This is a genomic window from Dethiothermospora halolimnae (assembly GCF_037577855.1).
GTDB classification, from domain to species: domain Bacteria; phylum Bacillota; class Clostridia; order Tissierellales; family VENL01; genus Dethiothermospora; species Dethiothermospora halolimnae.
In genome coordinates, this window is record NZ_JBAKFX010000005.1 from 43,633 (window position 1) to 67,566 (window position 23,934).

The 23,934-nt window shown below is 30.5% G+C and carries 19 protein-coding genes, 1 pseudogene and 2 riboswitches; of the genes and pseudogenes, 2 read left to right on the plus strand and 18 right to left on the minus strand.

Features of this window, described 5'->3' with window-relative positions; translation table 11 throughout:
* Nucleotides 1-346: 346 nt before the first annotated feature.
* The 13 genes from V6137_RS03230 to V6137_RS03290 form a co-directional block, all read right to left on the minus strand.
* Nucleotides 347-3,049, minus strand: coding sequence for a sigma-54-dependent transcriptional regulator (locus tag V6137_RS03230; protein WP_425446439.1), 2,703 nt, complete (start codon nucleotides 3,047-3,049; stop codon nucleotides 347-349).
* Nucleotides 3,050-3,180: 131 nt separating this feature from the next.
* Nucleotides 3,181-4,464 carry an FAD-dependent oxidoreductase gene (locus tag V6137_RS03235; RefSeq protein ID WP_425446440.1) on the minus strand — a complete coding sequence of 428 codons (1,284 nt, stop codon included), beginning with the start codon at nucleotides 4,462-4,464 and terminating at the stop codon, nucleotides 3,181-3,183.
* Between the two features lie 200 nt (nucleotides 4,465-4,664).
* Nucleotides 4,665-5,999 carry a dipeptidase PepV gene (gene pepV / locus V6137_RS03240; RefSeq protein WP_425446441.1) on the minus strand — a complete coding sequence of 445 codons (1,335 nt, stop codon included), beginning with the start codon at nucleotides 5,997-5,999 and terminating at the stop codon, nucleotides 4,665-4,667.
* Between the two features lie 35 nt (nucleotides 6,000-6,034).
* Complete coding sequence (locus V6137_RS03245) at nucleotides 6,035-6,961, minus strand: metal ABC transporter solute-binding protein, Zn/Mn family (protein WP_425446442.1); 927 nt, start codon at nucleotides 6,959-6,961, stop codon at nucleotides 6,035-6,037.
* Nucleotides 6,962-7,229: 268 nt separating this feature from the next.
* Complete coding sequence (locus V6137_RS03250) at nucleotides 7,230-7,862, minus strand: SdpI family protein (RefSeq protein WP_425446443.1); 633 nt, start codon at nucleotides 7,860-7,862, stop codon at nucleotides 7,230-7,232.
* Nucleotides 7,849-8,127 carry an autorepressor SdpR family transcription factor gene (locus V6137_RS03255; RefSeq protein ID WP_425446444.1) on the minus strand — a complete coding sequence of 93 codons (279 nt, stop codon included), beginning with the start codon at nucleotides 8,125-8,127 and terminating at the stop codon, nucleotides 7,849-7,851. Before V6137_RS03255 ends, V6137_RS03250 begins: the two co-directional genes overlap by 14 nt.
* Before the next feature lie 285 nt (nucleotides 8,128-8,412).
* The gene (yfcE, locus tag V6137_RS03260; RefSeq protein ID WP_425446445.1) at nucleotides 8,413-8,970 is read right to left on the minus strand and encodes a phosphodiesterase; all 558 of its coding nucleotides are present in this window, start codon (nucleotides 8,968-8,970) and stop codon (nucleotides 8,413-8,415) included.
* A gap of 54 nt (nucleotides 8,971-9,024) precedes the next feature.
* Nucleotides 9,025-10,005 carry an aspartate-semialdehyde dehydrogenase gene (locus V6137_RS03265; RefSeq protein WP_425446446.1) on the minus strand — a complete coding sequence of 327 codons (981 nt, stop codon included), beginning with the start codon at nucleotides 10,003-10,005 and terminating at the stop codon, nucleotides 9,025-9,027.
* Between the two features lie 12 nt (nucleotides 10,006-10,017).
* The gene (locus tag V6137_RS03270; RefSeq protein WP_425446447.1) at nucleotides 10,018-11,220 is read right to left on the minus strand and encodes an aspartate kinase; all 1,203 of its coding nucleotides are present in this window, start codon (nucleotides 11,218-11,220) and stop codon (nucleotides 10,018-10,020) included.
* Between the two features lie 20 nt (nucleotides 11,221-11,240).
* Nucleotides 11,241-12,479 (minus strand): homoserine dehydrogenase, encoded by a 1,239-nt coding sequence (locus V6137_RS03275; RefSeq protein WP_425446448.1) that lies wholly within the window; start codon nucleotides 12,477-12,479, stop codon nucleotides 11,241-11,243.
* Nucleotides 12,472-13,269, minus strand: a complete 798-nt coding sequence (locus tag V6137_RS03280; protein ID WP_425446449.1) for a homoserine O-acetyltransferase/O-succinyltransferase family protein — start codon at nucleotides 13,267-13,269, stop codon at nucleotides 12,472-12,474. Before V6137_RS03280 ends, V6137_RS03275 begins: the two co-directional genes overlap by 8 nt.
* Before the next feature lie 15 nt (nucleotides 13,270-13,284).
* Entirely contained in the window at nucleotides 13,285-14,562 is a 1,278-nt protein-coding gene (locus V6137_RS03285) for an O-acetylhomoserine aminocarboxypropyltransferase/cysteine synthase family protein (RefSeq protein ID WP_425446450.1), read from the minus strand.
* Nucleotides 14,563-14,645: 83 nt separating this feature from the next.
* Nucleotides 14,646-14,751: riboswitch (SAM riboswitch) on the minus strand.
* Nucleotides 14,752-14,810: 59 nt separating this feature from the next.
* Nucleotides 14,811-14,902: riboswitch (SAM riboswitch) on the minus strand.
* A 60-nt stretch (nucleotides 14,903-14,962) separates the two neighbouring features.
* Complete coding sequence (locus V6137_RS03290; RefSeq protein ID WP_425446451.1) at nucleotides 14,963-16,546, minus strand: DEAD/DEAH box helicase; 1,584 nt, start codon at nucleotides 16,544-16,546, stop codon at nucleotides 14,963-14,965.
* A 527-nt stretch (nucleotides 16,547-17,073) separates the two neighbouring features.
* On the opposite strand from V6137_RS03290, the gene V6137_RS03295 reads away from it, so the two are divergent.
* Complete coding sequence (locus tag V6137_RS03295; protein ID WP_425446452.1) at nucleotides 17,074-19,014, plus strand: oxidoreductase; 1,941 nt, start codon at nucleotides 17,074-17,076, stop codon at nucleotides 19,012-19,014.
* A gap of 15 nt (nucleotides 19,015-19,029) precedes the next feature.
* Complete coding sequence (locus tag V6137_RS03300) at nucleotides 19,030-19,890, plus strand: SDR family NAD(P)-dependent oxidoreductase (protein ID WP_425446453.1); 861 nt, start codon at nucleotides 19,030-19,032, stop codon at nucleotides 19,888-19,890.
* Between the two features lie 166 nt (nucleotides 19,891-20,056).
* On the opposite strand, the gene V6137_RS03305 is transcribed toward V6137_RS03300, so the two are convergent.
* The 5 genes and pseudogenes from V6137_RS03305 to V6137_RS03325 form a co-directional block, all read right to left on the minus strand.
* Nucleotides 20,057-20,698 carry a hypothetical protein gene (locus V6137_RS03305; RefSeq protein WP_425446454.1) on the minus strand — a complete coding sequence of 214 codons (642 nt, stop codon included), beginning with the start codon at nucleotides 20,696-20,698 and terminating at the stop codon, nucleotides 20,057-20,059.
* Nucleotides 20,699-20,715: 17 nt separating this feature from the next.
* Nucleotides 20,716-21,168 carry an anti-sigma factor family protein gene (locus V6137_RS03310; protein ID WP_425446455.1) on the minus strand — a complete coding sequence of 151 codons (453 nt, stop codon included), beginning with the start codon at nucleotides 21,166-21,168 and terminating at the stop codon, nucleotides 20,716-20,718.
* Nucleotides 21,158-21,733: an RNA polymerase sigma factor gene (locus V6137_RS03315; RefSeq protein ID WP_425446456.1), complete on the minus strand. Its 576-nt coding sequence runs from the start codon at nucleotides 21,731-21,733 to the stop codon at nucleotides 21,158-21,160. The genes V6137_RS03310 and V6137_RS03315 overlap by 11 nt, the downstream gene beginning before the upstream one ends.
* A 21-nt stretch (nucleotides 21,734-21,754) precedes the next feature.
* Nucleotides 21,755-23,152: a DUF4097 family beta strand repeat-containing protein gene (locus V6137_RS03320; RefSeq protein WP_425446457.1), complete on the minus strand. Its 1,398-nt coding sequence runs from the start codon at nucleotides 23,150-23,152 to the stop codon at nucleotides 21,755-21,757.
* Between the two features lie 261 nt (nucleotides 23,153-23,413).
* Nucleotides 23,414-23,932: pseudogene (locus V6137_RS03325) on the minus strand (class I SAM-dependent methyltransferase); the annotation flags it as partial.
* Nucleotides 23,933-23,934: the final 2 nt, after the last annotated feature.

A 23,934-nucleotide genomic window follows, 5' to 3' on the forward strand; every position in this document is an offset into this window, starting at 1 on the left:
AAAGAGTATATTATTTTGATTATAAATTATAATTTGAATAACAACAGTGCCTTTATCGCTTCTTTGTTATGTGCAAGGTGCAGAGAGCAGGGAATTGATGAACCCCTAAATTTATGTAGTGCTTCAATATATTGAAGCACTTAGGTCTTCTTCTAGAAGACCTATTATACAAAAGACTATATTTTTCAATAAGCTGTGGAATTACCAATCCCCCAGCAACTAAATTTTATTATTGTTATATATTATATAGCCTTAAAGGCATCCTGAATATATTCAGGCCCTACATAAAAAATAAATAGTGTGTATTTTAAAATACACACTATTTACACTAATTACACACTTTGATTCAATTGTTTAAATTATTTTCTATAAACATCTTACATAAATATGCCAGTTCATTATTTTTAATAGAAACTTTATAATAATCCTCTAAATCTTTTATAGTTTCTTTTATAAGGGATAATTCCCTATTATATTGAGAACTAAATTCTTGAAGATTTTTAAAAATAGATGTTTCCTCTCCTTTTTTTAGCTTATCAATTAAAAAGCTCATATGTAATATTATACCTAGTTTTACTTCATCCTTTACTTTTACCTTTAGTTTTTCTTCTATATTATCTATAACTATCCTTAACTTATTTATAATCTCCATTCCATCAATTAACGATAGATGCTCTGTCAAAGAGTTGCCGATTTCTTCTAACCTTCCCTCTCTATTTATGATATCTTTTAATACTTCAATCCCACTTCCCACTAATATATCTACTGCTGAAATAAAGGGTATGTCTTCTATATGAATTTCTACAGTTCCCACTATAGCAAGAATTCTATTGTCTTTTTTATAATTATTTATTTTATTTATAAATTCCCTTCTACTTAAAATATCTAGTGTTATAATTTTTACGTTTTTTGAACTAGATATTTCCTTCTTAATAATTTCTTTTAACTTTTCAGAAGCCCCCTCTCCAGTAAAACAAGCTGATATAATAATATTTTCTTTAGCCTTAGTATTTTTTATTTCCTCATATGTGGATGTTTTTATATCAATACAGGATTTATATATTTCATTAAGTTCCCTTCCTAATATAGACTTCCTACAAGCCTCAATTACTGTAGCTGTGCTAACCATATCTATGGTTTTAACCACTTTACCCGTTTCTTCATAAATCATATTGCCAAAATTAGTTAGAGACCCCATATCAACCAACAATAATATTCCTTTATTATTGTCTAATTCTACTACCTTTTTCTTTACAATTTCATACATTGTTTCTGTTTTCATACTAAGGGGCATATCAAATGAAATAGCATGGGTAGTTCCAACTAAATTATTTGCTACATTAGTCATACTGGTAGCCGTACTATCTCCATGCATAACTACTATAACATTAACCCTCTCATCGGTTTTAGAATCTATCCTATAGGGATTCGATGATAAAAACATGGCTAAGTAACCAATCTCATCTAATGGAGTCTCTATATTAAATATTTTGTCTATTTCTTTTGTTATCTCCATAGCGATAAAGAACTCATTCGTATAATTTACTCGAATAAAATTTAACTTTGGATGATATATTTTATCTCCATTCTTAATTCTTTGTATACTTCTTTGAAGATGCAAAGCTAATCCAAAGTATATTTTTTCATCGTATTCTTTATTTAACTTATCACCTGCATATTTTAATAATTTTTCTACTAAATCTATTATTTTCTCATCTACAACTTTAACTATTTCATCTTTTCTAAATCTATTGGGTAAGTTATTTATATATTTTCTAAAGTAATTTTCAATATCTACATTTAGAATATCATTAATTTGATTTTCTTCCATACCAGAGCTTTTTAAACTTTCTAACTTTTGTTCTATTAAATCATAGAAATACTCTCCATCTTTATAATTATCTTTTCTTAATAAGTTACTCTTTTCTTTATAATAAAATTTAAAAACTTCTTGATTACTTCCTATTATTTTGTCTATATCTTTTCTATAGTGTTTAATACTCATTAATCCCTTTTTAACATGGGAAGGTATATCCAACTGGGTTATTAATATATATTCTTGCCTATTAGACTTATAAGCTAGAAAAGCCTTGGCACAGGATAGCTGTATATCACTTTGTAGCTGTCCAATATTATTTGGACAATTATATAATAATAATGATATTAATGAATTTCTATTTATGTATATACTATTTCCTACCCTTTTTGATTCTTCCTTTATAAAGAATTTTATAATATTATACCTTTCATTAATACTCCTCTCCCTCAATGGGGGTAATGTTATAGTCATTGGAATTCTTCTTGTAAATGTTTTCAATAAATATGACTCTGGCTTTTCTGTTGTGGCGGCTATTATATGCACATCTACATTAACAACTTTCTCTGTTTCTCCAAGGGGTCTATAATATCCTTTATCTATATAAAGAAATAACATTTCTTGACCTTGGTGAGATAGTCTATGGATTTCATCTAAAAATAATATGCCTCCGTGGGCCTTTTTCATTAATCCTTCTTTGTCCTTATCAGCTCCTGTATATGCCCCCTTTTTCACACCAAAAATTTGTCCTATTAAAAGTTGAGGATTATCGGTATAATCGGCACAATTAAATCTAATAAAGGGAGACCCTTCACTTATAACCCCAGATTTTTTTGAAAATAAATACATCATTTCTGCAAACATAGATTTCCCCACACCGGTTTCACCTAAAATTAATGTATGTAGCCCCTTAGGTGGATAAAGAATAGCTGCCTTGGCCTGCTGAATAGGTATATGGAGACTTTCATTATCTTCAACCAATTTCTCTAATGTATGCTCTATTTTTTCATCTTTCCTTTCTTCTCTTCTTACTATATTTTTCTTTGTTTTATAAAGTACAGGTCTCCCTTTTATTTTTTCTACTACTCCTTCTTTATATAATGTGTTTAGGTATCTACTAATATTAGATCTATCAATGCATAGTTTCTTCCCTATTTCCTTTGCTGATATTCCCCTTTTAAATTCTTTTTCCATCATTACTAACACTTCATATACTTCCTCTTTCTTCTTCATTGTGTCCCCCCTAAGTAATGATCATCTGTTTAAGTATTCTATAATTTCTTTGATATTCCTTTTTTATTAAAGGGAAAGAACTATAATTTTCCTTTACTCCATTTAGGTTAAGTTATAATATTTATAATAAGCTAATATACTATTTTGTTATCAAAAACATCAATAAGTCCTACGTTCCTAATTCTTTGATATAATTCTTCTTTATCCGTTGTATATAGTCCTCTGCTTTTCATTCTTTCAAAATAATCCGCCCCTGCAAACGTAAATTTCATTTTGTCTCCATCTTTACCATTCATAATTTTATTAGAATAGGATATCATATCTCCTATTACTGTGGTACTGGGCAGTTTCAGTAAAGATGTGCCAATAGATTTTCTTACTCCATTATATCCCGCCAAATACCCCGTTGTTATAGCTTCTGTATGACCTATATAAAAACCACTTTTTTCCCCTGCAACAAATAAATTATCTACTCCTATTACTTTCATAAAGTCATCCCTAGGTGCAGCAGAAAAATGTCTTATGGAGTTTCCTATCCCTGCCGAGTAAGGGTCTTTAAATCTAACCCTTTCAAAACCTTTAATTTTCCTCAACTTATCCAAGGGATAGAAGGGTGCCATTACTTTTCCCTCACCAGTATCAATAACAATAATATTTTTACTGAAATCATCTATGGCATACTGTCTACAAACTTTTATATCTAATTTTTTACTATTTATTTCTTTCTTAGGAAGTGGAACTATTAAAACTCCATCTTTATTTAACTTTTTTTGTAAGTCATCACTTAAAGTTTTCTTTAGTATTTTTATTGAGCCACTAAATGAACCATATGTTCCATCCTTCCTTTTTCCTACCATATCTTTAATTCCCAACTTTTCAGTAATACTAACCCTACCTCCATATGTAGGACATCTTAATACACACATTACACATCCATTACCATATTTATAACAATTTGATATTGGTCCTGTAGATCCCGTGGTTTCGATAAAACTATCTCCATAAATCCTTTTTTTATTATCTAAAATTATGTAGTTTATTCTATCATCTTTAATGTCAGCATCTACAGCCTTTGTTTCAAATAGTATATCTATACCCATTTCTGATAATTTTGACCTCACAGCACTTTCCACATAGTCTATATCATATGTACTGGCATGTTTATGTCCTGGGAAATTTATTTCCTTATGTCTAGCATACTTATCTGTTATTTCAAATAACTCCCTTCCCCCTAACAATATACATTCTTCAGTAGCCGTATATCTACCATTATTCCTCATTACTCCCCCTACATTACCAAGTCCCAATAATAGATCTGTTCTTTCTATTAATGTAACCTCTGCTCCAGCTTTCTTGGCGCTTATTGCCGCTGCACATCCGGCCCATCCACCACCTATAACCACGATCTTAGCCATTTTAAAGTCTCCTTTCTTTTTTTGCTCTATAAGATACATATTAATATTTAGCTTTGTCCTATGACTTTTATAAGGAGTTTATATACCCTCTATGGCAAAACCAGCATCCCTTTTTCTTTTAAAGTTTATAAAATAACATATCAAAAACAGTAAAAAACTATCTACCTCATGAGGTAGATAGTTTTTTACTGTTTTTGTACTTATTTTGCTAATTCATGTATGGCAGCTGCATATATCTTAGCCGTTTCAATTAGTTTTTCTATTTCCACATATTCATTCGCTTGATGTTCCACTTTTTCTTGTCCAGGGAATATTGGTCCAAATGCAACACAGTTATCCATAGAGCGGGCATATGTACCTCCTCCTGTTGATATGGGTTCAGAATTTAGTCCAGTTTCCTTTTCATAAACTTTTCTTAATGTTTTTATTAAAAAATGGTCCTTTGGAACATATAATGAATCTAGATAGTCAAACTCTTTATACTCTAGATTATATTTCTTTGCCTTTTCTTTTAAATCACCAACAACTTTTTCTTTATCTTTGGTTACTGGTATCCTTATATCCACCGATATTTCATCGCCATTATTTGTTACATTTATTTTTCCAATATTAATTGTTATTTTTCCTGATGGTTCGTCTTCACAATTTCCAAATATGTTTTTCCCATTATAATCTTCTCCTATAACTTCTGCAATAAATCTCACTGCATCTGATTTAACTCCCATATTATTAAGTGCAATGCATAATCTACTTATTGCATTTATTCCATGATTGGGTTTAGATGCATGGGCTCCCTTTCCATATACAATTATTGATTTATTCTCTTTTTTATAATCAAAACCTAGATTTTTAAGTTCGACTTCAAGTTCATCTAGTTTTATATCATCATAAATTATCCTATCGGGAACAGCATTAAAGGCATTTCCACCTTTTAATGTTATTTCACTGTTATTACTTGATTTTAAATGTAGTTGTAACAAACCTTTTTCTGCATAAATCATGGGAAAATCTGAATCGGGAGTAAAACCAAAACTAGGTACTTCTTCATTTTCCATGTATTTAGTTATTCCCCCCCAAAGATTTTCTTCATCGGTTCCAAATATAAATCTTATCCTTTTGTTTGGTTTAAAACCTGTATTAAGTAATGCCTTTACGGCATATATACATGCTAACATAGGTCCTTTATCATCTTGGGTTCCTCTGCCATACATCCTTCCATCTTCTATTACTGCTCCAAAGGGAGGATAGTTCCAGTTATCTTCTTCTCCTGCAGGAACCACATCTAAATGGCCTAATATAGCTAACATTTCATCCCCTTCACCTGTTTCAGCATATCCGTAATAGCCATCTCCATAATATGTAGTAAAACCTAGGTTCTTGCAAATATCTAGTGTTTTTACAAGGGACTTATCTATCTCTTCTCCGAAGGGATAATTTTCATTACCTTCAGCCTTTACACTGGGAATTTTTACAACCTCGGCTAAAGAACTTAATAATTGATCCTTCATATTGTCTATTTTGTTTTTATAATCCATAATAAACCTCCTATTAATAAAATAGTTATATATACTTATTCTTTACCCTTTCCTACTTCCTTAAACTTTTCTGCAATGTTTTTTAGATTATTGATATAATCACTAGCTAATGGGTCTAATTTTACTGTTTCCCCATTTATTTCATTAGCTATGATTTTAGCTTGACTATCATCAAATTCAGCTTGATAGAAAACAAATTTAATATTATTTGTTTTGGCTATATTTATAATATCCTTCAATCTTTTAGCAGTGGCTTCTTTGCCTTCATCCTCTATAACTAACATGTTTAATCCATAATCATCTGCAAAATATCCAAATGATGGATGATATGCAATGATGGTCTTTTTCTTTACACCTTTAAGTGTACCTTTAATTTCTTGATCCACACCTTTTAGCTTATCTATGTACTCATTAGCATTTTTTTCATAAGTAGCTCTATTATCAGAATCTAATTTAATCAATTCATCTCTAATAACTTCAATCATAACCTGAACCCGTTTCGGAGATAACCATATATGGGGGTCTCTTCCTTTATGATCGTGGTCATGATCATCATCATGATCTTCGCTAGTACCTTCACCTTCAATATAACGATCTGGGTATTTTTTAGATACCTTCTCCTCAAGCGCTATCACTTTTAAATTCTTATTTAAATCCTTTATCTTAGGCAATATATTTGCCTTTTCAGTAGGCACACCTATTGAAAAATATAATGACGCATCACTAAAATCTTTTATTTCCTTTGGTGTTGGTTGATAATTTGCAGGGCTATTTCCAGGGGGGATCATAGTAACTACATTTACTAAGTCTCCACCTACCGCTTTAACAAATGTTTTCTGGGGAACTATAGATACTGCTATTGTTGGTCTCTTTTGTTCTTGTTCATTTACCACATCTTCATTACATCCTACAAATGAAATCAATATTATTAATGTAATTATCATTATCTTAGTTTTTTTCATAGTTTCCTCCCATTAGTTTTCTTTTCTATTTTATTGTATCAATTAAAAATAATTAGTCAATATATGTATATATAACGATTATTTCCTTATATCCCTTTTCTATTCAGCATATTTACTCTATGTATGTATTATATACCCATATATTATTTTTTAATAGACTTATGATGAAAATAGTAATTATATTGTACATAATTATAAGGGCTAGATATATCTAGCCCATTAATTTATTAAATATTTTCTAATAAACTTAAATACCTCTAAATATTAATTATTTTTGTAGTTTTTTATAGATTAAGTAGGAATATAAAAATAATCCCACTATTAATAATATAACTAATACTGATGTTATTAAGGAATAAATAACACTATTTATAAATATACCTACTATAAAGACTAATCCTAACACTATAAATCCAAACCCTCCAACTCTATGGGTTTTCTTCCAAACTCTTTCATTTGCTAAAGTCCAGGGAGTCTTTATTCCTACAAAATAATTATGTCTAAACTGCCCCATGTAATTACCTATAACTATAAATAATATACCAACTACTAGTTTTACTATCAAACCAATATTCAAGTCATATCCTAGGGCGATAAACACAGATATCCAATGAATTATGATAAGTACAACTATAGTAATTAGTTTTATAATCTTATAAGCGTTACCATGTTTCTCATAAGAGTCCCTCTTTGGATCAATCTTAGGAATTACTAAAAACATAGTATACAATACTATAGGTAATGCTGCTGTTATAAAAACAAACCATTTACCAGCATAGTCATCTACTTCCCCTTTAAAATTCCAGTGTATTGCTATAGTATCTGGTAAATATTTATAAACTATAGCAGTGGCTATCAAAGACAATATTGATAATATTAGTATACCTTTATTCTTCTTCACTTCCATCTCCCCTTTCCATAAAATCAAATGTCCATTTTATTATTTGTTGAAATGCTGTAGTATTAATAGAATATATAACATTCTGACCTTTCTTTTCCCTTAATACTAATTCAGCATTAGTTAAAATATTTAAATGATGACTTATTGATGGTTTACTTATTTCAAAATAATCTGCTATTTCTCCTGCAGTTAAATCCTTATCATTCAGTAGTTGTAACATTTTTCTTCTATTTGGATCTGCTAGAGCTTTAAATGCTTTATTCAATTAATTCATCTCCTCCTTTTTAGACATTTAGATAATTGTCTAATTATTTAAATGTATGATACCACCCCATCTTTTTAATGTCAAGTCTATGGGTAAAAATCCATTTATATTTATAATTACAAAGTAGTATGAAGATATTTTATGGTGGTTATTAGGTATGGGCAGAGTGTAAGGTACAGGGATTTGGTAATAAAAAAGTTTTTGTGCTGACTCCAGTGTAAATAGTTTCTACATAGACATTATAAAATAGCTGAGGGATTACAACCTCCCCCAGCCAATTATAATTTAACTATTTAAATCTATTTTCTTTATTATATTTCCTTCTAAATCCTTAATTTCAAATATATCATTATCAAGTATTCCATATGAATTTGGATTATTCTCCTTTGGTAATGTTATGGATCCAGGATTGATAATGTATATATTCTCTAGTTTTTTAGCCACTGGAATATGGGTATGCCCATGGATTAATACATCTCCTTCGGACAAATTAGGTAGATTATCTTTATTGTATATATGACCATGGGTTAAAAATAACCTTCTACTGTTATGTAATATTATTGAGTAATCTCCCATCATTGGATAATCAATAACCATTTGATCAACTTCACTATCACAATTTCCCCTAACTGCAATTATTTTATCCTTATGTTGATTAAGCAAAAGAGCCACTTCTTTAGGATTATATTCCTTTGGTAATGGATTTCTAGGGCCATGATATAGGGCATCTCCCAGTAGAACTATATAATCACAATCCTCTTCTTTAAACTTCTCTAAGGCTTCATTTAAATAATATATAGACCCATGAATATCTGATATAAAAAATAGTTTCAAACTTATCATTCCTTTCCTCTCTATAATAAATAACATATATATTGTATCTATTATAGAAAATTTCTACAACAGTAATTCAGCAATTTGTACTGTATTTGTTGCAGCTCCTTTTCTTATATTGTCAGCACAAATCCATAAATTTAGACCCTTATCTAGGCTAAAATCCCGTCTTATACGTCCTACATATATATCATCCTTCCCTTCTATTTTTAATGGTGTAGGATATTTGTTTTCTTTAATATTATCCATTAACTTTATCCCCTCCACGTTATCAAGTAAATTATATACCTCTGTTAATTCAAACTGATTTCTAAGTTCTATATTTGTAGATACACAATGTCCATATTTCACGGGCATCCTTACAGCTGTTGCTGTTACCTTTAAGTCATAGTTATTAAGTATCTTTTTTGTTTCTTCTACCATCTTTATCTCTTCTTTTGTATATCCATTATCCATAAATACATCAATATGGGGAATACAATTATATGCTATGGGATGAGGATAAGTTTTATTGGGTATTCCTTCAATCCCCCTTTCTAAATCACTAATTCCATTAACTCCTGATCCTGATACCGATTGATATGTGGAATATACAACCCTTTCTATTCCGTACTTATCATCTAATACTTTAAGGGGTACAACCACTTGTATTGTTGAGCAATTAGGATTAGCTATGATCCCATTATGCTTTTTTATCTCTTCCCTATTAACTTCTGGTACGATTAAAGGAACATTTTTATCCATCCTCCAAGCACTACTATTATCTACAACTATTGCTCCATTATCTCTAGCTATAGGAGCATATTTTTTACTTATTTCTCCCCCTGCCGAGAACAATGCTATATCTATGTTATAATTAAAAGATTTTTCATCTAACTTCTCAACACTATAATATTTATCTCTAAACTTTATCTTCTCTCCACTGGATTTTTCTGAAGCAAATAGATAAAGATTTTTTATTGGAAACTTCCTTTCTTCTAATATTTCTAGAAAAGTTCTTCCAACCATTCCAGTAGCTCCAACTATAGCTAAATTAACTGACACAAAAATCCCTCCTTAAAGATTGAAAGTTTTTACAAATTCATTTACTATTTTAAATTTATATTCTTTTTTTATAATATAGGATAGGCTAACCTCAGAATTTGTTATTTGATTAAACTCTACTTTGTTATTAATAAATATTTCAAACACCTTATCTAATGTGTCCAATTGGGTGTTTATTCCTGTTCCAACCAATGAAATCCTAACATCGTCACAATTTTTATTTATTTTAAGACCTTTAAACCTATGTCTCAGTTCATCTTCTATCCTATTTATTAATATTCTATTATCACTTTTGCATAAAAAAGTCATTGATAAAGTATTGTTCTTAGATAATACTTTATTTATTATATTAATCTCTAAGGTATACTTTTTAAAAAGCCTTAGTATCTTGGATACTTCCTTAGAATTATTAGGTATGTTATCTATGGATATAGTAAATATGTCATCACTTACTACTAATCCGGTTATATTATTTTCCTCTAACATATTCCTACCTCCTATATAAGTTCCTTTTTTTTCTTTACAACTTAATCCAACATATATAGGAACATTATATTTCTTAGCCAAAATCACAGCCCTCTTTTCCAATACCTTTGCCCCTAGATCAGCCATTTCTATCATCTGATTATAATCTATATAATTTATTCTTTTGGCTTCTGTATATAATCTAGGATCTATTTTATACACACCATCAACATCTGTATATATTTCACATAAACAAGATAGCTTTGAAGCTAGGGCCACAGCAGTGGTATCAGAGCCTCCCCTACCTAATGTTGTTATATCTCCATTTTTATTAACCCCTTGGAATCCTGCTATTATAACTATTTTTCCATTATTTAAGTGTTTTTTTACTTTATCCATATTAATATCCGAAATTTTATTTTTGGTGTGGATACCGGTGGTTTCTATTCCTACTTGATACCCTGTTAGTGAAATAGCATCGTAACCGTATTCCTTTAAAGTCATAGCTAATAGAGCTATAGTTTGTTGTTCGCCAGTTGATAGTAAAACATCTAATTCCCTTAAAGACGGAGTTTTAGAAATCTCTCTCGCCATATTTATTAATTTATCCGTTGTATTTCCCATAGCCGATACAACAACTACAATATCCTTACCTTTATTTTTTTCCCTTATTATCCCCCTAGCTACCCCTTTAATTTTATTTATATTACCTACAGATGTTCCGCCATATTTCTGAACAACTATATTCAAGCTCTATCCCTCCAATCTCTTTATATTTCTTCTATCCTTAAATAAAAACAATCCTTTATCATGTTATCAGTAGTATCTAATAAATCAATCAATTGATTTCCTTCTATAATTTCAGTTAGTATTATGACATCTCCATCATTAATAATAGTTTCATACTCAATATCAATTTCACTGATTTTTTCATTTATATCCGATGGTGTATATAAATCATTTGGTGTTAATCTAATATAATATTTTCCTTCAAATACCTTATTTTCATCTAAATCAAGATTTTTTTCTATATTAATCCTATCTAATTTATAAGAACCATTTAATATGTCTATAATGTCTGATACCACTGCATTGGCTGTTGGTTCTTTACCTGCTCCCTTACCATAAAACTTCAAATCTCCCACAACATTTCCCTTTATGGACACCACATTATAAGCATCTTTTACTGTAGCATACTGGGAATCTTTATTAATGAGAACTGGTTCAACCGAAGCCAATATATTAGTATCTGAAACCTTCGCCTTTCCTAGTACTTTTACGGCAAAATTTCTACTTTTAAATGCATCTATATCTTTAGTTATTAAATTAGATATACCTCTACACTTTATTTTAGATACATTTGTATTATTTTTAAATCCAATAGAAGATAATATACTTAATTTTCTAGCAACGTCATATCCCTCTATATCATCAGTAGGATCTGCTTCGGCATACCCTAAATCTTGAGCTAGTTTGAGAGCTTTATCAAAATCTAATCCTTCCTCATACATTTTAGTTAGTATAAAGTTTGTAGTACCATTTAATATACCTGTGATTTCATCTATATCATTAGTATTTAAACTTTGCTTAAGGGGCTTTATAATTGGAATTCCTCCTCCAACACTTGCTTCAAATAAAAATCCCTTTCCTGTTCTATTAGATATATCTAAAAATTCTTCTAAGTATAGAGCTACCACTGCTTTGTTAGCAGTAATCACATGTTTATTTTTATTCAATGCAGTCTTAATATACTTATAAGCATCACCTATACCCCCCAAAACTTCAACAACTATATCTATATCATCATCATTTAAAATTTCCTCTGGGTCTGTGGTCAAAACACTTTCTCCTACTAAGAGTTTCCTCTCTTTAGATAGATTTCTTACTAATATTTTTTTAACATTAAGTTCCTCCCCTAATACTTTCTTAAAGTATTCATTTCTGTCTTTTATAATTTCATACACCCCAGTTCCAACAGTTCCCAATCCTAAAAGGCCTATATTAGCCACTTAAAACTCCTCCTTTTTTATTTAATATACAATGGTAAATCCAGTTTATAATCAATAGGTTATAATGGGCTTTCCACTTGACAACAGGTTTGTCACCTAAAAAATAATTTTTAGGTTTACATGGATAAGCTCCATTTTTAATGTCCCTATCATATTCATTATATAACGTATATCTATCATATTCACCATGTCCCGTCATAAAAATCCTACTATTATCTTTATTGGTTACTAGATATACCCCTGATTCATCTGATTTAGACAATATGTCTAAATCTTTTACTTTATCTATATCTTCACTCTTTAGATAGAAAAATCTTGAATGGGGTACTAAAAACTCATCATCAAATCCTGTTAATAGTTTGTTTCTTTTATCAACTATATAATGTTTAAATACTCCAAATATTTTTTTACTCAAATCACGCTTAGGTATATCATAGTGATAATACAACCCAGCTAAAGCTCCCCAGCATATATGTATGGTAGTTTTTATATTTGTTTTTGAATACTCCATTATATTTACTAACTCATCCCAGTAACTCACTTGTTCAAAGGGAAATTTTTCTAATGGAGCCCCCGTTATTATCATACCATCGTATTTGTTCTTTTTTATATCTTTAAAACTCTTATAATTTTCTTTCAAGTAATTTATATCACAATTCTTAGGTCTATAGCTTTCCATAAATAGAAAATCTATTTTTACTTTAAAGGGAACATTATTAAAGATATTTAAAAATTGGTTTTCAGTTTCTATTTTTTTAGGCATTAAATTTACTATTAATATTTTTATCATATACATCTACCCCACTTAGATTTTTTCTAGTGCCCTTTCGAAGTCATAAACTATATCTTCTATTCCTTCAATCCCCACAGAAACCCTTATCATGTCCTCCGTTACTAGAGATTCCTCTAGCTGGGCTTTACTTAGTTGTCTATGGGTAGTAGTTGCTGGATGTAACACAGATGTTCTAGCATCCCCTAAATGGATAACTAAAGATACCAGTTCTAATTCTTCTATAAACTCTATTGCTTTTTTCTTCCCTCCCTTTATTCCAAATGTTAACATACCACTACAGCCCTTTTTTAAGTATTTATTGGCTAATTCATAGTTTATGTTTCCTTTAAGTTTAGGATAGTTAACCCATGCTACTTTAGGATGAGACTCTAGATATTTAGCAAGCTTTAAAGCATTTTCACTGTGCTTTTCCATTCTTAAATGTAAAGTTTCCACTCCTAAGTTTAGTAAAAAGCTATTAAATGGACTTAATGAAGAGCCCATATCCCTTAAAAGTTGTACCCTAGCTTTTACTATATAGGCTTGTTCCTTAAACTCTTTTATATAACTAATACCGTGATAACTTGGATCTGGATCAACTAACTCATTAAACTTACCATTATCCCAATTAAAGTTTCCTCCATCTACTATTACTCCACCTACACTGGTAGCATGGCCATCTATATATTTAGTTGCAGAATGAATCACTATATTTGCCCCATATTTAAATGGATTACATAGATATGGAGTTGGGAATGTGTTATCTACTATAAAAGGAACCTCTAACTTTTTAGCTACATTACTAAATTTTTCAAAATCTAATACATTTAGTGATGGATTACTTATTGTCTCAGCAAACAAGGTCTTTGTATTATTCCTTCCATAACTTAATATTTCTTTTTCACTAAGATTTGGATCTATAAATGTAACATCTATACCCATCTTTTTTAGCGTAGTGGAAAATAGAGTATGGGTTCCTCCATAAAGGTTTGAAGAAGCTATAATATGCTCTCCTGATTTACATATGTTTAATATTGAAATCAATGTGGCTGCCTGACCTGAAGCCGTTGCAAGGGCCCCTACTCCCCCTTCTAATTGAGCTATCTTTTCCTCAAAGGCAGATATTGTAGGATTACTTATTCTAGAATACATATGTCCTTCTTCTTTTAAATCAAATATATCAGCCAAATGATTTGGATCTTCATATTTGTAAGTGGTACTTTGAACAATGGGAGTTATTCTAGGTTCTCCAACTTTAGGTTTATATCCCCCTTGAACACAGATGGTATCATTAATATAGTTTCTACTCATATACAGCACTCCTTTATTTTTAATAATAAAAAAACACCCCCTAAAGATAAGAAGTGTTTTATATAGACTCAATCTATAAAAATCTCTTATCTTTCAACCAATAGTTGCAGGATTTAGCACATTTCCAATCTTTAGATTGGCTGTTGCCGGGTTTCATCGGGCCAGTCCCTCCACCTCTCTGGATAAGAATAAATATTTAATTATAAAAAATCCCCTTAAAGCATCGTTAAGGGGATTTTTAACCGTCCTCCTTATCGATGTTAGCAGAACCACCTTACTTAATCAAGTAGGTTGGTGTAGGGTCAACGAGCTAACTCTCTACCCTATCTCCTAATAAGGATATCCAATTTGTTGCTAATAACAATATCATATAGTAATTTCTTTGTCAACAATTTTTTATTTATTTTCTATTAGCAGGTTCTATATTTACATTTTTACCTTTGATTTTATTTCTATTCATTACATTAATAACTTCTCTTCCACTATCTTCTGGAACCTCAACAAAGGTATATTTATCAAATATATCGACAGCTCCGATTAATTCTCCTTTAAGTCCTGTTTCACCTGCTATTGCTCCTACGATATCCCCTGGTCTTATCTTATCTTTTTTACCTACATTTACAAAAAGACGTACCATACCGGGTTCTGCTCCTGTATCTCCAAAATCAGCCTCTGGAGAATCGGAATTTTTATCAGTTCTATCTGTTAATAATTTTAATAGAGCAGCAGCAATATCAATTGATGCATAATCTTCATCAATAAACTTTTCTATTAGATTAACTTCTTTAGTTAGTTTTTCTTTGCTTATAATATTTTTAACTTGGTTTAACACTATCTCACTTTTAGCTTCCTCCACATCACTTGCTGATGGTGGATTCTGTCTTCTAATTTTAGTTTTAGTATACTTTTGTATATCTTTTAGTTTATATATTTCTTTACCTACAGCGAAGGTAAATGCCTTACCTGTCCTTCCTGCTCTTCCCGTTCTACCAATTCTGTGTACATAATATTCTTCATCTTGGGGAACGTCAAAGTTAAATACTACTTCCACATCATCCACATCTATACCTCTAGCTGCAACATCTGTGGCAACAAGCACTTCGACATTACCATTTCTAAAACTATTCATTACCCTATCTCTTTGACGTTGTCTCATATCTCCATGTAACTTATCTGCAAAGTACCCTCTGCCTTGTAGTTTTATTACAAGTTCATCAACTTTTCTCTTTGTATTACAAAATACTAAACTTAACTTAGGGCTATACATATCCATTAAACGGGTAAGAACCTCTAACTTATCTCTTTGTTTAATATCGAAATAATATTGTTCAATGCTAGGTACTGTTAACTTTTTATGGACCACTTTAATTTTTTTAGGGTTCTTTTGATATTTATTGGCGATTTTTAATATCCCCTTGGGCATAGTAGCTGAAAATAATACCGTTTGTCTTTCCTTTGGAGTACCTTGTAGTATTGTTTCAATATCATCTATAAATCCCATATTAAGCATTTCGTCTGCTTCATCTAATATAACCATTTTTAAATTACCCATCTTTAAAGTACCACGGCGCATATGATCCATAACTCTTCCAGGAGTTCCTATAACTATATGAACTCCTTTTTTAAGAGCTTTTATTTGTCTATTTATAGGCTGCCCTCCGTATACAGGAAGTATATTTATACCTTTAATAAATTTAGATATTCTTCTTATCTCCTCTGATACCTGTATAGCCAACTCCCTTGTTGGACATAAGATTAAAGATTGTACCGTTTTATTACTTGCATCAATTCTTTCTAATGTAGGTATTCCAAAGGCAGCAGTTTTTCCTGTTCCAGTCTGTGCCTGACCAATAACGTCCTTTCCATCCATTAAATAAGGAATAGATTTAGTCTGAATAGGACTAGCCTCTTCAAACCCCATGTCCTTTACAGCTTTTTTAATTTCATCCGAAATATTAAGTTTTTCAAATCTTATTCTTTCCATTAACTTTCTCCTCTCTCGCTTACATTATGATATTATTATTTCCACATAACAATTGTCTTATCATCGTCTTCGATTGTAATAAATGGAAATTTCCCCAAAATTCTGGTCATGGTTGCATTATAGGGGGCAAATTGAACTTCAGTCTAAGTCTTAGTTTTAGTTTGAGTTTCAGTTTTAGTCTTAGATTTAGTATATAAATCATTTGCATCCTATAATACAACCATAATCCCACCTGATTAGGCTATATATTCCAATTTCCACCAACAAAAAAACTGTAAATGAACACTTTCCATTTACAGCTTTACCATCTAATAATTGTTATGTGTCTGAATCATTATATACCATTTAGCCAATATAAACAAGGGATATATGAGATTTAAGTAAATAAACTTATGTTAAATTTCAATCTTATAGTGCATTTAGCACAAAAAACTATGTTAATTTTGTGTCAGCCCAATATGTTTTTACATTTGATGCTATGATAGATTATAAGTAGGATTGATAATAAAATAACGAGGAGGGCATTTATGAAGTATAAAAATTTATTTTCTAAAGGAAAAATAGGTAATCTAGAGTTGAAAAACAGAATAGTTATGCCTGCTATGGGTACATCATTAGCCACTGCAACTGGAGAAGCTTCCCATGACTTAATAAGATATTATGAAGAAAGGGCTGAGGGTGGAGCTGGACTTATAATAACTGAAATAACCCGTGTTGATGATGAATATGGTGTTGGTACTTCTAATCAGTTATGTGTAACAAAACCAAATCATGTGCCTCAACTGGAAAGACTTGCAAAATCAATACATAAATATGATTCTAAGGTATTTGTACAGTTACATCATCCCGGTAGACAAAGTCATAGTAACTTAATAGAAGGAAGACAAGTTGTAGCTCCAAGTCCAATTACATGTCAAAGATGTAAAGAGGAGCCTAGGGAGCTTACAACAGAAGAAGTAGAAGGTCTAGTTAAAAAGTTTGTAAAGGGAGCTAAGATCGCCCAAATGGCCGGCATAGATGGAGTTGAACTTCATGGTGCCCATGGATATCTAATTAACCAATTTATGAGTCCCTATACTAATAAGAGAACTGATAAATATGGTGGCCATTTTGTAAATAGAATGAGATTTATAACAGAAATAATCCTTGGCATTAAACATATATGTGGAAAGGATTTCCCAATCTCAGTAAGAATTGATGGAGATGAATTTGTTGAAGGTGGATTTAAGCTAGATTATGCAGTTAAAATAGCAAGATATTTAGAAAGTCTTGGTATACATGCTATAAATGTAAGTAATGGAACCTATGAATCAGGTGTTACAATAATAGAACCTATTTCATACCCTCAAGGTTGGAAAAGGCATCTATCTGAAACTATTAAAAAAGCTGTTAATATACCTGTTATTGCTGTTGATGTAATAAGAAAACCTGATTTTGCTGAAAAACTTTTAGACGAGGGAAATCTTGATTTTGTAGCATTAGGTAGAGGCCATCTGGCAGATCCTAATTGGGGTAAAAAGGCTTATAATGGAGAAGAGTCAACTATTAGACCCTGTATTTCATGTCTTCATTGTATAGAAGAGCTTGAAAGCGGTAGAAAGATAAAATGTGCTGTAAATGCCCGAGTGGGAAGAGAGTTAGAGTTTGATGGTTTTGAAAAAAATGGAGATGATAGAAAGGTTGCCATAATAGGTGGAGGTCCTGCCGGTATGGAATCAGCTAGAGTTCTTGCTCTCCGTGGATTTAAACCTGTAATATTTGAAAAGGAAAACGAACTAGGAGGAGCTTTAAACCTAGCAAATAAACCTCCTAAAAAGGAAAAAATTGATTGGCTAATAGATAATTTGAAATATGAAGTTAAAAAGCTTGGTGTTGAGGTCCATTTAAATACAGAAGCAACTATGGAAGATATAAAAGCTATTGAGCCATATGCTATATTCCTAGCTTCTGGTGCAAACCCAATTATACCACCTATTCCTGGAGTAGACGGAGACAATGTGACCACATCAGTGGAAGTATTAAAGGGAAATATTAAGTTCGATAATAAAAATGTAGCTGTTATAGGTTCTGGAATGACCGGTTGTGAAACTGCTGAAATGATTGCAGAAAATGGCAATAATGTTTCATTAATAGAGATGCAGTCCCAAATCGGTAAGGACCTATACCCAGCTAATCTATTCGATATAAACCAACGTTTAAATAAATATAATGTTGATATTAAAACTAGACATAGACTTGTTAAGATAAACAAAGATAGTATCGTTTTATTAAATACATTAACAAATATGGATATTGAACTACCTGTAGATAATGTTGTTTTGTCACTGGGTGTTAAGCCGGTGAAAAATCTATTAAATGATTTAGAAGAAAACTTTAGTAACATTAAAGTTATAGGAGATGCAAGTAAAGCAGGTAGAATCGCCGAGGCTATAAGAGAAGGTTTTGAAAAAGCCTATGTATTAGACTAAAAGGGGGATATATTAATGAAGGATTTTAAAGGAAAAGTTGCGGTAATAACAGGAGCAGCCAATGGTTTTGGCTTTGAGTATGCTAAAGAATGTGCCAATAGGGAAATGAAAATAGTCATGTCTGACATTGATAAAAATGATTTAGAAAATGCAACAAAGAAGATTAAGGAAATGGGCGCAGAAGTTATTTCAGTGGTAACCGATGTTTCCAAATATGAAGATGTTAAGGCTCTAGCTGATAAAACTTTAGATGAATTTGATTCAGTAGATCTTCTATTTAATAATGCCGGCGTAGTTGCAGCAGGACCTGCTTGGGAACTGCCACTAAATGATTGGGATTGGATAATCGGAGTTAATGTATATGGTATTATACACGGTCTAAAGGCTTTTATTCCTATAATGCTTAAGCAGGATACCCCTTGTCATATAGTAAACACAGCATCGGTAGCAGGGCTTCTTACTACTCCTAACATGCCTGCTTATCATACTACAAAACATGCCAGTGTGGCAATCACTGAGTCTGTAAATTATAGTTTACAAGCTAGAAACTCTAAAATCAAGATGTCAGTATTCTGTCCTGGCTTTGTCCAAACTGATTTAGATAATTCCGATAGACATCGTCCGGAAAGATTTAAAATAGACCCAAATAACCCATATTATGAAAGTAAATCCTATAAAGATGGATTAAAGAGAGGTCATCATGTTATTAATACAGGTATGCCAATAGATTCAATTGGTCAAAGTGTATTTATAGCAATCGAAGAAGAACAGTTCTATATTTTAACCCATCCCCATTATAATCCAGTAATCGGAAAAAGGGTTAAGGATATGCTTGAAGGAGTAAATCCCTCTGCTGACTTTTTCTTAAACAGATAATGAATTGAGGTTGAGGTTGAAAAAGGATTTTGCCTATAGGCAAAATCCTTTTTTTCATTCCCTGGATCCCTGAACTAGTAAACAAGACTCAAGGGAGTTTTCATTTGCTTTTTAGTTGTTGGGGATTCCTAATCCCCTAACTCATTTTTCATTTTAATTATTAAAATTAAGATTTAAGTGATTTTCTTTCCCTATATATTAAATAAACTCCAATTGCTACTAATGCTACGGATATGATTAGGCTTCTTGTCATCCTTATATAATAATTATTCATATACCTTTCCATTACTGTTTCAATTAAAGATATTCCTCCAATAATGGTAACAGCTATACCTACATAATATAGGTTAACATTTTTTATATTAAAGTTTATAAACATTTTGTCTTCTACTTCTTCTCCCTTTTCAAGTTTCTTTCTTAGATTATAGCAGTCAAAAACACCATAAAACCAGACTATTGCTGCCAATGGAGTTATAAAGCCAAAGAAGTAAGTCATTGAAGATAGGGCAATTATACCGAAAAATGCCAGCATAACCTGTAACCCTCTATTCATAAATCCTAAATACATTTGTCCCGCTCCCGGGATAAAGGATAAAATAGTAGTCCAAAATGAACTATATCGTCTAGAGTTACTTACTTTATAATGATTATTATTTTTTTTATCTTCAACAACTAATAATCCATTATCCTTAGCACACCCTATACATACTACCCCATCTTCATCTTTTATATATTTGTTAGAAGTATTATGTCCACAATATTTACACATTAAATCTGACTTTTTAACTTTTTCTTCATTATATTCCATAAATATACCTCCTTTATTTATTTTTTAATGTTAAAATAGTTGTTCAAGTAACTTAATCCCTCAGATATTTCTTTTAAGGGTTTCCTTACCATTTCATTGGTCTCCAAAACTTTTTGTGATATACCAACAGATAAATCCCTCATTTGGTAATTAAATGATGAAAAACTTATAAAGGCAAATAATATTCCTGCTGCTACAAAACTAAGTCCCCATTTACTGCCTCCCCTATGTTTTTTATGCCTATCTATTTCAACATCTTCTATCATATCCATAATATTTTCTGTAAAATCAATGGGTGGTGATATAATGTCATGATTATCTAGAATATCATAAAAGCTTTTCGTATTTTCATATTGGTCTCTACATTTTTTACAACTTGTCAAGTGTTTTTCTATATCATTAACTTCTAGATTAGAAAGTTTTTTATCAAAATACATATCCATACTATCAATAACCACTCTACATTTCATAGGTAATCACCCCTGAATTTAATTTATCTATTTTGTCTTTAAGTAATTTCCTTCCTCTATACAATCTAGTTTCCACCGTTTTTTCAGATATATCTAATGCTATTGATATATCTTTATAGGACATATTATTAAAGTGGTACATAATTATAACAGACTTATATATATCCGGTAACCTATAGATTGTATGATGAATTTCTCTTTGATACTCGGATTTTATTATATTATCCTCCGGTATGTCATCCCCTTGATTGTTTAAGTCAGCCGTGGTGTCTACTATATTTGATATATCTACCAGTATTTTCTTTGAGTTTTTCCTTTTCCAATCTAAGCAGGTATTATTTGCTATTATATATATCCATGTTGATAATTTACTTTGGAATTTAAAGGTTTTTATTTCTTTATATACTTTTAAAAATATCTCCTGGGCTAAGTCTTGAGTTTCATTATAATCATTGGTAAACTTATATGCCATAGCAAATATTCTCTTTTTATAACTATCTATAAGTTTAGGAAATACTTCCTTATTACCCCTTTGTAACGCAATAACTATTTTTTCTTCATCCAATTAGCTCACCACCAACCTACATTATCTTGTAAATATTTCTATATCTCCATTTCTAGCTTCTATATCAAACTTACCTTCTCCTCCAGTTATAACTTCATTTACCTTTTCCCCTCTTCCTTCTTCTTCTATAGTCAAGTCAAGATTTGTATCTATCTCGTCATCTGTAGAGAATAATATGAATTCTCCTTTCTGTTCTTTAGATACTCTTAAATCCACATCCCCATATTCGGTTGTTATTTTAACATAATCCTTAATCTCCTTGGAATTTTCTACTCTTATATCACTATGTAATCCCATTATATTAATCTCTTTATATACCTCTGATAAGTATATTTCGTCATATTTACTGTCTATCTTTACATTTCCCACTATATTCTCCAACTTCATGTCTCCATGACTTCCTTCTATATCTGCATCTTTACCTATATTAGAAGTTTCAATATCACAGTACTCACTATCTATAGTTAAGCTTCCCCTTACATCATCAACCTCAATTTTATCATGACCATTCTTTATATATACATCTCCATTTATTTTAGCCACTTCCACATTATCATAGGAGGTTTCAATTTCTAAGTTTTTATCGATATTTACAGCTTTAACCTTTCCATGTTCATTTACTATTTTACTATTACCCTTTACATTTTCTATCTCTATATCTCCATATGAATTAATTATATTTAGCTTATTACCTATATTTTTTATTTCTATCTCACCATAACCATTTTCTATAGTTGCCACTTCATTTATTCCCTCTACATAGATGTCTCCATATCTATTATCAACTTTAACCTCTATTCCCTTAGGTATCTCAATAAAATATGAAACATTTATACCTACTATATTTTTTCTATCATAAAATCTTCTATCCCCTTTTGTTTTCACCTCTATTGCCTCTTTAAGATCCTTAATCTCCACTATTTGATCTAATATTCCCTCTACATATTCTTCGTCATTATGTTTGATGTTTATATCACAGTTAATAGATATTTTTTCTTTATCAGTAGATCTTATATCTATATCTCCATGGGAGTTATTTATTATAAACTTATTTTTCCCTTTTACATCTAAGTCATAATTCCTTGTGTAAAAAGAACTATGTTCATAAAAAATATCACTCCCAAATATATTTACCCCATCAACTCTAAGGGATAAATTCCCCATTGATGTTACTATTACAACTATAATTAATAATATTAGACTTAGTTTATCAACCTTCATTTTTATTTCTTCTTTTTTATTATCAAATATAAGTTTACTAAGTATTAACTCCAGTCCAAATAATATTATTACAGATGGTGTAAATATAGATAATACAAATCCCACATCAAAATTAAAAAAATTTCTTAATAAAAGCAAACATCCAATTGATATTAGTGAAATAGCTAAAGTCAGTATCCCAACTTTCTTTGTCCTCATCTTTTTTCCCTCCTTATTTTCTTCTCTATTATGTATAGACGTATGACCTTTAAAAAACCCTTCAACTTTTTTAAATTAATTTTATAAAAAAAATATTATTGTACCAAGAATGAACTCCCCTCTACATCATTTAGGTTTATTACCTATATCAAAATACAAGTAGCTTCGAATGAATTCGAAGCTACTTGCATTTTCCAGGGGCCTAAATTAAGAGTCATTTTTTATCTACTATGTAATATTCTAAACAATACTCTTATATATCTAACCTATCTTTTTATTATTGATCACTAATATTTTATATCTATTTTTCTCAATATCTAACTCTAATTTTAGTTCCCCATACATACCAATAGTATTTTTAAAATCTGATAAGATCTTTTTATCCATCTTCCATGTGGCTATAAATATCAAGTGTCCACCGGGTTTTGTAACTTTTTTCATCTCTTCTATAACTAAAGCTAGTACATCTTCTAAATGACCTAAAGTATTATAACAAACAGAGGTATCAAATGTATTTTTATCTATTTGTAAATTAGATCCATCCATTTCTCTAAATTCAACATTTTGGGGTATCTGGTTTAAAGCTTTTTTCTTAAATCTTTCTAAAGATATGTCAGTTGCTAACACATTCTTTGCATATTTTGAAGCACTCAAACTAAATTCCGAATCTCCACAGGCAACTTCTAAAACTTTTTTGTTATTTAAAAATTGTATTATATCTTTTGAAATATTATCGGTTATTTTCATAATTTCCCCCTTTTTAGTTTGAAAGACCTTATTTC

Excerpts from the sequence above, each read along its gene's own strand:
- V6137_RS03230 (WP_425446439.1), bottom strand. The coding sequence starts at position 3,049 with ATGAAGAAGAAAGAGGAAGTATATGAAGTGTTAGTAATGATGGAAAAA.
- V6137_RS03235 (WP_425446440.1), bottom strand. The coding sequence starts at position 4,464 with ATGGCTAAGATCGTGGTTATAGGTGGTGGATGGGCCGGATGTGCAGCG.
- pepV (WP_425446441.1), bottom strand. The coding sequence starts at position 5,999 with ATGGATTATAAAAACAAAATAGACAATATGAAGGATCAATTATTAAGT.
- V6137_RS03245 (WP_425446442.1), bottom strand. The coding sequence starts at position 6,961 with ATGAAAAAAACTAAGATAATGATAATTACATTAATAATATTGATTTCA.
- yfcE (WP_425446445.1), bottom strand. The coding sequence starts at position 8,970 with ATGATAAGTTTGAAACTATTTTTTATATCAGATATTCATGGGTCTATA.
- V6137_RS03280 (WP_425446449.1), bottom strand. The coding sequence starts at position 13,269 with ATGATAAAAATATTAATAGTAAATTTAATGCCTAAAAAAATAGAAACT.
- V6137_RS03285 (WP_425446450.1), bottom strand. The coding sequence starts at position 14,562 with ATGAGTAGAAACTATATTAATGATACCATCTGTGTTCAAGGGGGATAT.
- V6137_RS03290 (WP_425446451.1), bottom strand. The coding sequence starts at position 16,546 with ATGGAAAGAATAAGATTTGAAAAACTTAATATTTCGGATGAAATTAAA.
- V6137_RS03295 (WP_425446452.1), top strand. The coding sequence starts at position 17,074 with ATGAAGTATAAAAATTTATTTTCTAAAGGAAAAATAGGTAATCTAGAG.
- V6137_RS03300 (WP_425446453.1), top strand. The coding sequence starts at position 19,030 with ATGAAGGATTTTAAAGGAAAAGTTGCGGTAATAACAGGAGCAGCCAAT.
- V6137_RS03305 (WP_425446454.1), bottom strand. The coding sequence starts at position 20,698 with ATGGAATATAATGAAGAAAAAGTTAAAAAGTCAGATTTAATGTGTAAA.
- V6137_RS03310 (WP_425446455.1), bottom strand. The coding sequence starts at position 21,168 with ATGAAATGTAGAGTGGTTATTGATAGTATGGATATGTATTTTGATAAA.
- V6137_RS03320 (WP_425446457.1), bottom strand. The coding sequence starts at position 23,152 with ATGAGGACAAAGAAAGTTGGGATACTGACTTTAGCTATTTCACTAATA.